Raw genomic sequence first — 14,632 nt, 5'->3', positions numbered from 1 at the left:
GCTGCGGTGCGTTACGCGGCCGGGTAGTCCGCGATGTAGACCGGCACGCCGATCTTGGTGGTGTCGGCCGGGTCGCCCACGCCGTTGACGACGTGGTCGATGATGCCGGCGCTGAGGTTGACGGTCATGATGTGGTGCAGCTTGACGCCGGGCGTCGAGGGGACCTCGAAGCCGTTCTCGGTGTGGATCGTCGGGTTGTTCTGGTTGAAGACGTAGACACCGGCGCCGTACAGGTTGTGGTACTTCACCTTGTTGTTGACCTTGTAGCCGGCGTAGCCCTCGACGGTGCCGTTCATCCAGTCGGCCTGCGTCGGCGGGTCGTACGGCAGCTCGTTCTGGTACAGGACCGTGGTGCCGCGCTCGCCGTTCCAGACGGTGTTGTACTTCTGGAAGTGCTCGACGAAGAGGCCGGTCGCGGTCACGTTGTCGCCGTTGATGACGGCGCCGTAGCGGCCGGTATTGGTGACCCAGCGCTGGTTGTCGCCGTTGACGCCGCCGGTGAAGCCCTCGACGCCGTGGTCGCCGCGCCACACCCAGGTGTGGTCGATGAGCACGTTGTCGCTGTTGACCTCGAGCGCGGTGTCGGTCTTGCCGATGTGCGGGCCGCCGACGCGGAAGTACACGTCAGACAGCGTGGTCGGGTTCTTCGGGTCGCTGAAGCGCAACCAGTTGTGCTCCTTGCCGACGCGCAGCAGGACGTCGGACTCCGTGGTGCCCGCGTCGATCGTGACGCCGGCGACGATGATGCCGGGGACGTCCGCGATCTCGAGCGGGGTGGAGCCGTTGACGGCGGTCAGCGTGGCGTGACCGATGCCGAGGACCACCTGGTTGGGCCAGCGGACCTCGATGCTGCGGGCGATGTCGTACGTGCCGGGGGTGAGCAGCAGGTTCTTGCCGGCGAGCAGCGCCAGGTTGATCTTGCTGACCGAGTCGCCCGGCTTGGCGACGTAGAAGTCCGACAGCGGGATGGTGCGGCCCGCGGTCTGACCGGCCGACCAGGTGGTGCCGCTGGTGTTCTTCGCGGCCGACGGCACGCGGACGTTGTACTTGCCCTTGGCGTCGACGAAGAGGTACGGCTTCTCGCGGCTGATCGGGGTCGTCGCGAGCGTGGTGTACGGCGGGTTCGGGAAGGCCGAGTCGTCAGGGGCGCCGACGACGCCCGCGAAGACCTGGTTCCACACGCCGTTGGACCAGCTGCCGACCTCGCTGTTGCGGGTCAGCCACTGCTGCTGCGAGCCGTTGACGATCGTGCCGGCCTTGGAGTCGGCGATGAAGCCGCCGCTGGCGTACTGCGGGCCGGCGGTGCAGTAGTCCATCAGCGACAGGTTGCCGCCGGTGACGTTGATGCGCCGCAGCGAGACGGCCTGCGACACGGCCCAGAAGTTGGCCGAGCCGCGGCAGCCGTCCTGGCCCTTGCCGTTGACGTTGATCGACAGGTTGGACAGCGTGCGCCAGAAGTTGACCAGCGCGAGGCAGTTGCTGGTGCCGCCGTTCTCGAGGCAGCGGTTGTACACCTCGACCTTGCCGTTGATGACGACGTCGCCGGGGTTCGCACCCAGGCCGGCGATCTCGGTGTAGTAGCCGACCTTGAACTGCAGCGGCTGGTCAGCGGTGCCGTACGTGCCGGGCTTGAAGTAGTAGGCGTACCGCGCGGTGCCCATCTCGTTGTCGACCTGCTTGGCGTAGGTCGCGTCGAGCTTCGCCTGGATCTCGCTGACCGGCGTGCTCGGGTCGAAGACGGTGACGTTCGGGCCCAGGTCCTGCGACCCGCCGTGCGCCGACGGGGCCGCGACGGCCGCCGTCCCCATCGTGGCGGTGGCGGTCGTCGCGGCCAGGCTGAGTGCGAACACTCGGCCGATGGTGCGACGGCTGACCCACCGCCTCACGGAATGCTCGGACTGGATCGTCATACGGGTGCGTCCTCTCGATCGTGCGGGCGGGTGTGAGGTACACGGATATGAAGGGGTGTAGGAGATGCATCGCGGAATGCGTCGGCGCGGGTGTGAGAGCGCTCTCTCCAGAGTGTTGTTTCTACCGTGTAAATCGGCCGTGCGCTACGTCCGGGCACCCCCGATTTTCTGCGGACCGATCGATCTTCCAGTGGAAATACGGACGTTCCGTGCGTTCCATCCGCGGTGCCGCGCAAGGGTTTCGAGAATGGGCGCCGGACTGATCTTCCGGAACGCCCGTGAAAGCGCTCCAACGACAGGGTGAGGCGCAGGGTGATTCTGCGGGTTCACCCGGTCCGGACCGCATCGGTCCGCACTGATGGCCGATAGCGTCGCGGCATGCCTCCCGTCCTGGTCCGCCCGTACGTAAGAGTCATCGCAAACCACGAGATCCCGCCGGCCGCGCACCCCAACAGCGCGCCCGCCGCGAACCGGCCCGTGCCGCCGCTGTACCAGCCGCGGCACTCCTCCTGGACGACCCTGCTGCCGCCCGTGGCAGAGCCGCACACCCACCGCATCCAGGGCGTCCACCCGGTGCACCCCGCCCGGGTGCCGGGGCACTACCCGACGCTGGCCTGGACCGTGCTGGTCCTGACCCTCGCCACGACCGGCCTCGCCCTGACGGCCGGCGACCGGGCCGCCACCTCCTCGCCGGGCACCGAGCCGGTCGCGGCGGAAGTCACCGCGGCGCAGGCCGGGCAGCTGCAGATCGCCGTCGTTCCCGCGCCGGGCGTCGCGGCGTTGGGGCTTGCGCCCGCGCCGGCGCCCATCGCAGCCGGACCGCTGATCGGCCCGGCCGGCCTCTGCCTGGAGGCGCACACCGGCGCGGTCCAGTTGCGCCGCTGCACCGGGGCCACCGCCCAGACCTGGACCGCCCCCGCCGACGGCACGCTGCGCACGGCCGGCCAGTGCCTGCAGCCGACCGCGCTGCGCCTCGGCCTGGCCGGCTGCACCGGCGGCGCGGCGCAGCAGTGGGACACCACCCGGGGCATGCTGGTCGCCCGCTCGTCCCGGCAGTGCCTGACCGGCAAGGGCGGCACGCAGCCGGTCCTCGCCCGCTGCACCGGCGGCACGAGCCAGCGCTGGCAACTGCCGTGACCGGGGACTTACGCGACGGTGCAGCCCTCCGCCGGCGCCGGATCGTCCACCGGGCGCGGACCGGCCGCCGTCCGGGATTTCCGATCCTGATGGGCAGGCCAGCGCCGCGTCTGCAGGAACTGCTCGCTGTGGGGGTCGGCGAGCCGGCCAAGCCCGCCAAGCCCGCCAAGCCCGCCAAGCCCGCCAAGCCCGCCGAGCCCGCCGAGCCCGCCAAGCCCGCCAAGCCCGCCAAGCCCGCCAAGCCCGCCAAGCCCGCCAAGCCCGGCGAGCCCGGCGAGCCCGGCGAGCCTGTCGAAGGTCGCCGCGACGCCGACCACGACGGCCGCGAGTAACTGACCGCCGAGCGGGACGGGGTTGCCGGGGCCGAAGACGGCATCGGGAATCAGCCCGCCACCCAGCGCGAACCGTGACACGGCCGCCCGCAACGGCGCGGGCGGTGCGTCGCCGGATGCGGCCGGCGGTTCGGCGCCGGTCGCCGCGAACGCCCGGCGGGTCGCCGGGACGCCGAGGCTGACCGCCGCCGTGACCAGCGCGATCAGGGCCGGCCGGGCGCGGGACGTCCGCGCAGGACACAACCCGCGAAGATGGACGTCATGCGGTGGAGCTGGCGGCGTGGCGCGGTGCCGGCGGGACTGGCCGGGCTCGCCGCCTTCCTGCTCGCCGCGCCGGGCGCGGTGCCCGGCGGCGGTGGTCACCTGGGCAGCCTGCTCGAGACGTTCCTGCCCTGGCTCTGCCTGGTGATCCCGGTGGTGCTGGAGGCGGCACTGCTGCGCCGGTCGTTCGTCGCGCTGCTCGCCGTGCTGCTGCCGGTCGTGGCGTGGCTCGGCCTCTTCGGCGGTGCCCTGCCCGGACCCGGCGCCGCCTACGACCTCACCGTTGTGCAGCACAACGCGAGCGACGAGAACCCCGATCCGGCCGGCACCGCGCGGGCCCTGGCGGAGGTCGGGCCGGACCTCATCGCCCTGGAGGAGCTCCTTCCGGAGGCGGTCGACACCTACGCCGCGACGCTCGCGCCGCAGTTTCCGCATCACGTGGTGCACGGCACCGTCGGCCTCTGGTCGAAGCATCCGATCCCGGCCGCACAGGCGATCGACATCAGGCCCACCGGCGTCGGCGAGGACTGGAACCGGGGCCTGCGCGCCGTGGTCCGCCTGCCGGGGCGCGACGTCGCCGTCTACGTGGCGCACCTGCCGTCGGTGCGCCTCGGCCTGCGCGCGGGGTTCAACGTCACCAGGCGCGACGAGAGCGCCGTGCTGCTCGGCCGGGCGCTCGGCGCCGAACCCCTCGGCACGGTCGTCCTGCTCGGCGACCTCAACAGCACCGTGGACGACCGCGGACTGCGCCCGGTCACGGCGGTGCTGACCCCGGCCCGATCGGACCTCGCGTTCAGCTGGCCGGCGGCGCTGCCCGTGGCCCGCATCGATCAGGTCATGACCCGCTCGGCGACGGTCACGAAGCTGTGGCCGCTGCCCGCGACGGGCAGCGACCACCTCCCGCTCGCCGCCCGGATCCGGCTGGGCTGACCGCGCGCGGGCTGGATCCGTTGCTGGGGGCCGGATGCGCGCCGTCGCGGGGGTCGCGCGGATTGCCGCCCAACCGCGCCAACTAGGTGTCTCACACCGGGTCTGGCCTGCCCGGGGCCGATCGTCACTAGCACGGCGGGAGTCCTCGCCACCTGTCAAAAAGCCTTATTACCCAATTTGCTCCGAAAAGTACAGCATCGCCATACATTGCTAGGAGATGGCGCGTCGGCACCGGTGCTGGCGCCTCGCAACGGGGGGTTGGACGCAATGATTCAAGTGAGCAAACCGCGCGACCGCCGGGCAGGGCCCAGACGCGGCCTGCTCGGCTCGGCGGCGGTTCTGACAGTGACGGCTGGCTCCCTGTTGGTGGCCCAGCAGCCCGCGTCAGCGGCGGCGCTTTCCACACTTACCGCGGTCTCTGCGGCGGGCCCCAACAGTCTGGTCGTCACGGTCACGCCGAACCCCGATCCGCCGGACACCGTCACCAGTTACCTGGTCAGCGCGGACGGTCCGGACGCCGGCTCCACGGCGGACGCGACCTGCAGCGTCTCCGGTGCGGCGGCAGGATCGTGCACCATCCTCGGCCTGGTCTCCGGCACGACTTACACCGTCACCGCCGACCCGGTGGGCATCGTGTTCACCGATGCGATCGCGACCGGTGTGACAGTGCCGGTGTTGACCCCGCCCACGGGCGTGACGCCGACCGCCACGGGCGTGAGCGGTGAGATCAACGTGGCCTGGACCGGTGCGGCGACCGTGCTGTCCGAGATCGCCAACTTCACCGCGACCGCCTACCTCGGCGGTGTCTCGACCGGCAAGACGTGCACCAGCACGACCAACGCCCTGAGCAACAGCTGCAAGATCACCGGGCTGACCAACGGCACGGAGTACACGTTCAAGGTCGTGGCGAACGGCGCCAACTCGATCCCGAACTCCGCGGCCAGCACCGCCAGCGCCGGTGCGACGCCCGGGGTCGGCCCCGACGCGCCGACCGACGTGATCGCGAGCACCACCGCGGCGGGCGTGCCCACCGTGTCGTGGTCCGCTTCGCCCACGGCCGGCGTCACCTACACGGTCGCCGCCTACAAGGAAGGCGTCGCCATCCCCGGCATCACCTGCCCGGTGGTCGCCGGATCGATGTCGGTGGTCTGTGGCGGCACGGCGGTGGCGCCCGGCTTCCAGTACGACTTCAAGGTCACCGCCGCCAAGGACGGGTACAGCTCCACCCCCGCGGACTCCGGGAACATCTACATCCTCGGCACGGTGAACCCGCCCACCGACGTCGTGGTGACCGGTGGCGACACCGAGGCCACGCTGACCTGGGCCGCTCCCGCGTCCGGCACCGTCACCAAGTACCGGGCGACCGCGACCACCGGCGGCGGCGTCATCAGGCAGTGCATCACCACCGAGCTGACCTGCAAGGTGACCGGCCTGACCAACGCGACCCTCTACACCCTGGGTGTCGCGTCCCTCAACGCCAACGGCACGCAGTCGACCGTTGCCGCCTCCGCTCCCACGACGGTCACGCCCGCCGTGATCCCGAAGCCGGCGCCGCCGGTCGTCACTCCGCCGGCTGCGGATGACGTCACCTCCACCTCGGCGACGATCGCCTGGACCGCTGCCGCTCCCGTCGGTGGTGCCGCCGTCGTGTACTACGTCGCGACCGCGACTCCCACCGCGCCCGCCGCGGCCAGCGCCGGAACCCTGAGCTGCACCGCCGTCGCGCCGGCTGTCACCTGCGCGATCAACGGCCTGGCGCCCGGCACGGCATACGACGTCACCGTCGTCGCCTACGCCAGCCCGACCGCGTACAGCACCGCCGCGGCGACCTCCATCACCACCGATGGCGCGGCTCCCGGCACCGCCGGTGCGCTGCACGGGCCGATCGTCACCAACCACGACGGTCTGGCGCAGATGTTCGCCCGTGGCGGCGACAACAACCTCTACACGAGCGTCCAGGCCGCCAACGGCACCTGGGGCGCGTGGACCAACCTGAGCGGCCTCATCTTCAGCGACCCGACCGCCGTGCTCAACGCCAACGGCCGGATCACGGTCTTCGCCATCGGCGGCGACCACTCGATCTGGTACCGGCTGCAGAACGGCGACGGCTCCTTCGCCTGGTGGACCCGCCTCGGCGCGGAGAAGTACGCCATGGACATCGAGGTCGCGCAGAACGCCGACGGCACCGTCGCGGTCTTCATCCGCGGTCAGGACAGCAACCTGTACTCGCAGGTCCAGACCGACCCCGCCGACCCGTCGCAGTGGTCCGGCTGGACCAACCTCAGCGGCCTCATCTACAGCAACCCGACGGCGTTCACCCGCGCCGATGGTGTGATGGAGGTCTTCGCGGTCGGCGGTGACGGAGCGGTCTGGCACCGCGTCCAGTCCGCGCCGAACTCCGGCACCTGGGGCTGGTGGGCGCACGTCGCCTGATCGCACGACCGAACACACGTAGCGGCGAACGCCCCGGGGCCCTCCCCCGGGGCGTTCGTCTGTCCGGACCCGGCATGATCGGACCTATGCGCGTCACGACGCTGGGGGAGCTGACCGTCGACGGGCGGCCGGTGAAGGGCGCGCGGCTGGCGGCGATGGTCCGGGCGCTCATCGACGCGCGCGGGCGGGCGGTGTCCGTCGGCGCGCTCGTCGACGCCGTCTGGGACGCCGATCCGCCCGACGACGCACCCGGCGCGGTGCAGGCGCTGGTGTCGCGGGCCCGCCGGCTCGGACTGGCGGTGACCGCCGCTCCCGGTGGCTACCTGGTGCCGGTCGAGGCCGTCGAGGTCGACGTGGTCGTGGGCCGGGCGCTGCTGGACCACGGGCGGCGCGCCCTGGACCGCGGTGACCCCGACGCGGCGGCGGCCGCGGCACGGGAGGCCCGGGCGCTCTTCCCGGAGGCGCCCGACCTCGACGACCCCGCCGGCCCGGCCCAGCTGTTCGCCGAGACCGCAGGGCTCGCCGCGCAGGCCGCGCTCGCCGCCGGTCGCCCCGCCGACGACGCCGACCTGCGCCGGCTCGTCGCGCACCGGCCGCCGCACGAACCGTCGGCGGTCCTGCTGGTGCGGATCCTCGCCGCGCAGGGGCGCGACGCCGAGGCCCTGGAAATGGTCGAACGCCTGCGGGCCGACCTCGCCGACGGCTACGGCGCCGACCCGTCGCCGGCGGTCGCGGCCGCCCACGTGGCGCTGCTGCGGGGCGAGCTCACGCCGCGGCCCGCGCCGAAGACGGCGCTGCCGGCCGGGTGGCGGCGGGCGATGACGCCGCTCGTCGGGCGGGAGCAGGACGTGGCCGCGGTCCTCGCGGCCCTGGAAACGGCGCCGCTGGTGACGGTCGTGGCCGCCGGCGGGGCCGGGAAGACCCGGCTCGCCGCCGAGGTCGCCCGGCGGGTCGTGGCCGGTGGCCGGGCCGTGCACGTGGTGGAGCTGGCCGGCGTGCGAACCTCGGCCGAGGTGCTGCCGGCGGTGCTCGCCGCGGTCAGCGGGCCGGACTCCGGGGTGGGCCGGGCCGAGTGGCGGTCGGCAGGCTCCGGCGAGCGGCTGGCGCTGGTCGTACCGGAGCTGCATGGGCTCTTGGTTCTTGACAATTGCGAACACGTCCTGGAGGCGGCGGCCGGAGCGGCCGCCGAGCTGCTCGCCGCGCCGGACCTCGCGGTGCTCGCGACCAGCCGGGCCCCGCTGAGCCTGCCCGGCGAGGTGGTGCACCGGCTCGGGACGCTGCCCGACGCCGCTGCGCTGGACCTCCTCGCCGCGCGGGTCCGGGCCGGTGGGGCGACGCCCGGCGACCCGGACGCCGCCCTGGAGTTGTGCCACCGGCTCGACAACCTGCCGCTCGCGCTCGAGCTCGCCGCGGCCCGGCTCCGGCACATGCCGATCGACGACGTCCTGGCCGGGCTCGCCGACCGGTTCGGGCTGCTCGACGACGCGCTGCGCGGGCTGCCCGACCGGCACGCGAGCCTGTGGGCGATGGTCGACTGGAGCCGCGAACTACTCGGCGCCGATGACCGGGAGCTGCTGGAGCGGCTCGCGGTGATCCCGGCGCCGTTCACCGCATCGCTTGCCGGCGCGGTCGCCGGGGGCCGGGACGTCCGGCGCGGGCTGGCGGTGCTGGTCGAGCAGTCGCTGCTGTCGCTGGAGGCGGGCGAGGACGGGGTGCCGCGGTACCGGATGCTGGAGACCGTCCGCGAATACGGCGAGGTCCGCCTCGACGCGGCCGGCACCCGCGACGCCGCGGTGGGCGGCCTGGTGCGGTGGGCGGCGCGGCTGGCCGCCCGGCTGGCCGCGGCCTTCCTCACGCCGGACCAGCTGCCGGCGTTCCGGGAGTGTGGCCTCGAACAGGACAACCTGATCGCCGCGCTGCGGTGGGCCCTGGCCCGCGAGGACGACGCGGCGGCGGTCGACGTGATGACGGCGCTCGCGCACCTGTGGACGGTGCGCGGCCTGCATCCGGAGGTCATCACGTGGACGCTGCGGGTGTTCCGGGTCGACGACCCGGCGGCCCAGCAACGCTCGGCGCTGCTGCGCGGGGATCCGGCCGTCAACGCCGAACGGGCCACCTGGCTGTGCCTGTTCACCGGGCTCAACGCGTTCGTCGTGGACACGCCGCGGCTGTTCGCGCTCGTGCTGAAGGTCCTGCGGGCGTTCGGCCCGCGCAGCCACGAGGTGTCGACGCGGGCCTGGACCCTCGCGTCGTCGCTGCGCGCGCTGAGCTCGTCGGACCTCGACGCGGCCGTGCTCGCCGCCGGCGATCTGGTCGGCAACCCCGACCGCTACGTGCAGGGCTTCGGGCTCTACTTCCGGGCCCTCATGCACGAGAACCGGGGCGACCTCGCCCGGTCCGTCGCCGACGCGACCCTGGCCTACCAGCGCTTCGAGGAGGTCGGCGACCACTGGGGGATGGGCACGACCGCGCAGACCATCGGCGGGCGCGGCGGGCCGGACGCGCAGGAGTGGCTGCGGCGCAGCGAGCGGCACATGGACCTGCTCGGCGCCGCCCAGGACCTCGGCTCGATCCGGGTCCAGCTCGACGCGCGGTTGGCGTTCGCCGGCGACACCGCCGCGGCCGACCGGCTCCGGGTGGTGGCCCAGGCGCCCGGAACGCAGGAGATGGACGCCGGGCTGGCGGATCTGGTGCTCGGCCAGCTCGCCCTGGTGCACGGCGATCATGCCGAGGCCGAGGCGCGGGCCGACCGGGTCCTTGCCGTCCTTGAAGGCATCGAGATCAACGTGCCGCAGGTGCGGGTGCTGTACCGCAGCTGCGTCGCCGTGCTGTTGCTGCGCCTGTCGGTGTCGTCCCAGCGGGCCGATGGGCTGCTTCGGCAGGCCTTGGATGAGGCGCTGAGCACATACGACATCCCGGTGTTCGGGGTGTTGACGCTGGCCGGGTCGACCTTCGCGGCGCACCGCGGCGCACCCTCGGCGGCGGAGTTGTGGGCGCTCGGGCTGCGCCTCGGCGGCAACGTCGAGCTGCTGTTCCCCGACGGTGCCGGGACGCCGCCGGCCGGCGAGGACGTCTGGAACTGGCACGAGCGGCCGGTGACCGAGGCCACCGACCGCGTCCGTGCCCTCATGTCAGACCTTCTTGCGGTAGGCCGCCAGGGCTAGCGGCATGAACACGATCACGAAGGCCGCGCACCAGCCGAGGGTCCACCACACGTGGTTGCCGACGGGCGTGCCGAGGAACAGTCCGCGCATCGACTGGACCAGGTGCGTCAGCGGGTTGACCTTCACGAACCCCTGCATCCAGCCGGGCAGCGTGAACGTGCCGACGAACACGTTGGACGCGAACGTCAGCGGCATGATCACCAGGAATCCGATGCCCTGCACCGCGCCGGACGTCCGCACCAGCATCCCGACGAACACCAGCGCCCAGCTCAGGCAGACCCCGAACAGGACCGCGAGCAGGCAGCCGGCGATCGCGTGCAGCGGGCTGGCGTGGATGCGGAAGCCCATCAGGTAGGCGAACGCGAACGTCGAGATGGTGACGATGACGTAGCGGACGACGTCGCCGAGGACCGCGCCGATGAGCGGGGCCGAGCGGGCGATCGGCAGCGACCGGAACCGGTCGAAGATGCCCTTCTCCAGGTCGTTGTTGAGGTTGACGCCGATGGAGATGGCGCCCATCGCGACCGTCTGGGCGAGGATGCCGGGCATCAGGAACTGCAGGTACTCGTGCGTGCCGCCGGCGATCGCGCCGCCGAAGATGTAGACGAAGATGACCAGGAACAGCGCCGGCTGCACCGTGACGTCGATCAACGCCTCCGGGGTCCGCCAGGTCTTGATCAGGCTGCGTTTTGTGAGTTCCAGCGAATGGCGTACCAGTCGCAGGGGTTTGAACTGGCTCTTCAGTTGGGGTTGTACGGCGATGGCGGTCACTTGAGGTTCCCTTCGGTGTCTTGACGGCCGGTCAGGGTGAAGAAGACCTCGTCGAGGCTGGGCAGGTGCATGGAGAGCTCGGTGACGGCGATCCCGGCCGTGGCGAGCCGGGCGACGGCCTCGGTGAGCGCCTCGTCGCCGCTGACCGGGACGGCCAGGACGCCCTTGCGGGTCGTTTCCGCCGGCTTCTGGTTGGTCGCGACCGCGGCCAGGATCAGCCCGGTCTTCTCCAGGTCGTCCGGGTCGGAGGGCCGCACCTCGAGGGTCTGCCCGCCGACGATCCGCTTCAGCTGCTCCGGGGTGTCGTTGGCGATGACCCGGCCGTGGTCGATGACGGTGATCTCGTCGGCGAGAGCCTCCGCCTCCTCCAGGTACTGCGTGGTCAGCAGCACCGTCGAACCGTCGCGGACCAGCGTGCGCACCACCTGCCACATGTCCTCGCGCTTGGACGGGTCCAGGCCGGTCGTCGGCTCGTCCAGGAAGATCACGTCCGGGCGGCCGACCAGGCTCGCGGCCAGATCGAGCCGGCGGCGCATGCCACCGGAGTAGGTCTTGGCCGGCCGGTCCGCGGCCTCGGTCAGGTCGAACCACTCGAGAAGCTCTTTGGCACGGTGCTTGGCGGCGCTCTTGCGCAGGTCGAGCAGGGTGCCGAAGAGCACCAGGTTCTGCCGGCCGGTCAGGTCCTCGTCGACACTCGCGTACTGACCGGTCAGCCCGATGCGGGCCCGGACCTTCTCGGCGTCGCGGACCACGTCGAAACCGGCGATGCGGGCCCGCCCGGCGTCCGGCCGCAGCAGCGTGGACAGGATGCGCACGGCGGTGGTCTTGCCGGCACCGTTGGGCCCGAGCACACCGTGCACGGTGCCGCGGGGGACGGCGAGGTCGACGCCCTGCAGCGCCCTCGTCTCCCCGAATCGCTTGACGAGGCCCTCGGCCTCGACCATCACGTCTGTCATGGACCTACCGTGCGCGGGGCCGCTGACACGGGGCCGACACGGCACCGACACGGGTTTTGAACCCCGTGTCGGGTGCCGTGCATCGTCTTGGTGTTTCCGTTTCCGTCTCCTTGGGGGTTTCGTGCGTGCCGAGCAGGAGCACGATTACGTCGAGTACGTGCGGTCCCGGATACCGAGGCTGCACCACGTCGCCTACCTGGTGCTCGGCGATCGTGACCGGGCCGACGACGCGGTGCAGAACGCGCTGACCGTGCTGTACCGGCGCTGGCCCCGGATGGGGGAGGTGGACAACCTTGACGCGTACGTCCACACCATGGTCGTGCGGGCCTGCCTCGCCGACCGGCGCCGGCCGTGGTCGAAGGTCCTGCTCGGCAGCGCCCCGCCCGAGGCCGCGGTCGCCGACGGCGGCGGGCGGGTCGACGAGCGGCTGCTGATCCGGCAGGCCCTCGACCGGCTGCCGGAGCGCCAGCGGATCGTCGTCGTCCTGCGCTTCCTGTGTGACCTTCCGGTCGCGGAGGTCGCCCGGCTGATCGGCCGGTCCGAGGGGACGGTCAAGAGCCGCACCTCCTACGCCCTGGCGGCGCTGCGCCGCGCGCTGCCCGCCAACACCACCTGGAGTGCGCCGTGATCGACGACCAGTTGCGGAACTACGCCTCGGCTCCGGATTCCGCCTCGGCGTTCGGCTCCGCCTCGGCTTCCGGTTCCTCTCGGTTGCGTGCTGAGGAGGTGCTGGCGCACGCCCGCCGCTCGCACCGTCGCCGCCGGGCCGCACTGGTGGCGGCCACGGGTGGGCTGACCGCCGCCGTGATCGTGCTGGCGGCCCTGGTGCTCCGGGTGCCCGCCCCGGCGCCCGTGCCGTCGGTGACGGTGGCGGTGCCCGGCGGCTGCCAGGTCACGACGCTGCCGCTGCCGCCCGGGGTCACCGGCGCCACGGTCACCGGCGCGGACCCGACCGGCCGGTTCGTGGTCGGCGCGCCGTTCCCCTCCGACGACACCGCCCCCGCCGTGACGGTGCTGTGGACCGACGGCACGCCGAGGCTGCTGCCGGCCGGCTTCCTGGCCGCTGCGGTCAGCTCGTCGGGGCTGGTCGTCGGCACCCGCGGCCGGCTGGAGGACCGTCGGGCCGCCATCCTCCGCGACGGTGCCGTGACCGACCTTCCCCTGCCGGACGGGGCGGTCATCAGCGACGCGGTCGCGGTCAACGGCCGGGGCGAGATCGCCGGGATCGTCTACTACCCGGACTACAGCGCCAGGGCCGTCGTGTGGCCGCCCGCCCACGACCGGGCGCGGCTGCTCCAGGCGGGTTCGGCGGGTAAGCAGGACACGATGGCGGCCGGGATCGGCGAGGACGGCACGGTCGTCGGCACCGTCGGCGAGCGGGAGCGGGCGTACCGCTGGGCGTCCGACGGCACCGGTGTCGCGTTGAGGCTGCCGGAGGGGTACCGCAGCAGCGAGGGCCAGGCGATCACCGGCGACTGGGCGATCGGGGTCGCGTCCACCAGCCGGGGCGGTGAGGACGGCAAGGAGGAACTGGTCGCCCGCAGCACGCCGGTCCGCTGGAACCTGGCCACCGGGGCCATCGACCACGGGTTTCCCGTCGTGCCGGTCGCGGTGGACGGCACCGGCGCGATCGCCGGGCGGGGCACCGGGGAGCAGGCGACGGTCTGGCGCGACGGCACCGTCTTCACGCTGCCGTCACCGGAGGGGCGGCGGGCCATCGTCAGCGGCTTCGCCGGCGACAGCCACACGCTGGTCGGGCACAGCGACCGGCCCGGCGGGCTCGCGCCGGTGGTCTGGCACGGCTGCTGACACCGTTTACGCTTGGTCTTCATGTATGTGCCCAAGCACTTCGCCGCGCCGTCCGACGCCGCCGTCCACGAGTTGCTGTCCCGGGCGGCGGCCTGCGACCTGGTCACCTGGGACGGTCAGGGCATGGTCGCGACCACGCTGCCGCTGCTGTTCGACCCGGCGGCTGGGGTGCTGGCCGGGCACGTCGCCCGGAACAACACCCAGTGGCGGCACACCGGCACCGAGGCGCTGACGATCGTGCGGGGTCCCGACGCGTACGTGTCACCGTCGGCGTACGCGTCCAAACGCGAGCACGGCCGGGTCGTGCCGACCTGGAACTACATCACCGCACACGTCTACGGCACGCTCGTCGCCCACGACGACCCCGCCTGGACCGAGGACCTGGTGCGCCGGCTCACCGAGCGGCACGAGGCCGACCGGCCGTCGCCCTGGTCCGTGGCCGACGCACCACGCGCCTTCATCGAAGGACAGCTGCGCGCGATCGTCGGCATCGAACTCGTGATCACCCGGGTCGAGGCGAAGTGGAAACTGAGCCAGAACCGCAGCGCCGAGGACATCGCCGGGGTCCGCGACGACCTGCGCTCGGCCCACCGTGGCAGTGAGACCGAGCGGCAGGTGGCCGCGGCGATGGATGCCTTTTAGCTGTTGTCCTCGGCGGGCTTGTCCGCGACCAGGACCTCGGTGGTGAGGAAGAGCGCCGCGATGGAGGCGGCGTTCTGCAGGGCCGAGCGGGTGACCTTGGCCGGGTCGATGATGCCCTCGGCCAGGAGGTTCACGTAGTCGCCGGTGGCGGCGTTGAGGCCCCAGCCCGCTTCGAGGTTGCGGACCTTCTCCACCACGACGCCGCCTTCGAGGCCGGCGTTGACAGCGATCTGGCGCAGCGGCGCGTCAAGGGCGACCTTGACGATGTTCGCGCCGGTGGCCTCGTC

Annotated in this window: 12 protein-coding genes; 7 read left to right on the top strand and 5 right to left on the bottom strand. The window is 72.5% G+C overall.

The window, feature by feature from the left end; all coding sequences use genetic code 11:
• Nucleotides 1-11 precede the first annotated feature (11 nt).
• Nucleotides 12-1,910: an adenylyl cyclase gene (locus ACFPIJ_RS24745; RefSeq protein ID WP_380117647.1), complete on the bottom strand. Its 1,899-nt coding sequence runs from the start codon at nt 1,908-1,910 to the stop codon at nt 12-14.
• A 378-nt stretch (nt 1,911-2,288) separates the two neighbouring features.
• On the opposite strand from ACFPIJ_RS24745, the gene ACFPIJ_RS24740 reads away from it, so the two are divergent.
• Entirely contained in the window at nt 2,289-3,047 is a 759-nt protein-coding gene (locus ACFPIJ_RS24740) for a ricin-type beta-trefoil lectin domain protein (protein WP_380117645.1), read from the top strand.
• Nucleotides 3,048-3,055: 8 nt separating this feature from the next.
• Here the strand turns inward: ACFPIJ_RS24740 and ACFPIJ_RS24735 are convergent, their stop codons facing one another.
• A complete protein-coding gene (locus ACFPIJ_RS24735) occupies nt 3,056-3,622 on the bottom strand; it encodes a hypothetical protein (RefSeq protein WP_380117643.1) in 567 nt (188 codons plus the stop codon).
• An 18-nt stretch (nt 3,623-3,640) separates the two neighbouring features.
• Between ACFPIJ_RS24735 and ACFPIJ_RS24730 the strand changes: the two genes are divergently transcribed.
• The 3 genes from ACFPIJ_RS24730 to ACFPIJ_RS24720 all read left to right on the top strand — a co-directional run bounded on the left by ACFPIJ_RS24730 (nt 3,641) and on the right by ACFPIJ_RS24720 (nt 10,167).
• The gene (locus tag ACFPIJ_RS24730; protein ID WP_380117641.1) at nt 3,641-4,570 is read left to right on the top strand and encodes an endonuclease/exonuclease/phosphatase family protein; all 930 of its coding nucleotides are present in this window, start codon (nt 3,641-3,643) and stop codon (nt 4,568-4,570) included.
• A 345-nt stretch (nt 4,571-4,915) separates the two neighbouring features.
• Complete coding sequence (locus ACFPIJ_RS24725; RefSeq protein WP_380117639.1) at nt 4,916-7,003, top strand: DUF8189 domain-containing protein; 2,088 nt, start codon at nt 4,916-4,918, stop codon at nt 7,001-7,003.
• Between the two features lie 86 nt (nt 7,004-7,089).
• On the top strand, nt 7,090-10,167 hold the full coding sequence (locus ACFPIJ_RS24720) for a BTAD domain-containing putative transcriptional regulator (protein WP_380117637.1): 3,078 nt from the start codon (nt 7,090-7,092) through the stop codon (nt 10,165-10,167).
• On the opposite strand, the gene ACFPIJ_RS24715 is transcribed toward ACFPIJ_RS24720, so the two are convergent.
• Together ACFPIJ_RS24715 and ACFPIJ_RS24710 are read right to left on the bottom strand one after the other, a co-directional pair.
• Nucleotides 10,135-10,938, bottom strand: a complete 804-nt coding sequence (locus ACFPIJ_RS24715) for an ABC transporter permease (RefSeq protein ID WP_380117635.1) — start codon at nt 10,936-10,938, stop codon at nt 10,135-10,137. The two genes, ACFPIJ_RS24720 and ACFPIJ_RS24715, sit on opposite strands and share 33 nt — an antisense overlap.
• Complete coding sequence (locus ACFPIJ_RS24710; protein ID WP_380117633.1) at nt 10,935-11,894, bottom strand: ATP-binding cassette domain-containing protein; 960 nt, start codon at nt 11,892-11,894, stop codon at nt 10,935-10,937. The genes ACFPIJ_RS24715 and ACFPIJ_RS24710 overlap by 4 nt, the downstream gene beginning before the upstream one ends.
• Nucleotides 11,895-12,015: 121 nt before the next feature.
• Between ACFPIJ_RS24710 and ACFPIJ_RS24705 the strand changes: the two genes are divergently transcribed.
• From ACFPIJ_RS24705 to ACFPIJ_RS24695, 3 genes are read left to right on the top strand one after another with little or no spacing between them, the layout of a single operon-like run.
• Nucleotides 12,016-12,522 (top strand): SigE family RNA polymerase sigma factor, encoded by a 507-nt coding sequence (locus ACFPIJ_RS24705; protein ID WP_380117631.1) that lies wholly within the window; start codon nt 12,016-12,018, stop codon nt 12,520-12,522.
• Entirely contained in the window at nt 12,519-13,703 is a 1,185-nt protein-coding gene (locus tag ACFPIJ_RS24700) for a hypothetical protein (RefSeq protein ID WP_380117629.1), read from the top strand. Before ACFPIJ_RS24705 ends, ACFPIJ_RS24700 begins: the two co-directional genes overlap by 4 nt.
• Before the next feature lie 21 nt (nt 13,704-13,724).
• Complete coding sequence (locus ACFPIJ_RS24695; protein ID WP_380117627.1) at nt 13,725-14,345, top strand: FMN-binding negative transcriptional regulator; 621 nt, start codon at nt 13,725-13,727, stop codon at nt 14,343-14,345.
• On the opposite strand, the gene ACFPIJ_RS24690 is transcribed toward ACFPIJ_RS24695, so the two are convergent.
• A partial coding sequence (locus tag ACFPIJ_RS24690) for a TCP-1/cpn60 chaperonin family protein (protein ID WP_380117625.1) occupies nt 14,342-14,632 on the bottom strand: 291 nt, incomplete at its 5' end. The two genes, ACFPIJ_RS24695 and ACFPIJ_RS24690, sit on opposite strands and share 4 nt — an antisense overlap.

It is taken from the genome of Dactylosporangium cerinum (assembly GCF_042653625.1).
GTDB lineage: Bacteria > Actinomycetota > Actinomycetes > Mycobacteriales > Micromonosporaceae > Dactylosporangium > Dactylosporangium cerinum.
Note: the sequence above shows the minus strand (reverse complement) of the source record. Positions and strands in the feature narration are given on the sequence as shown.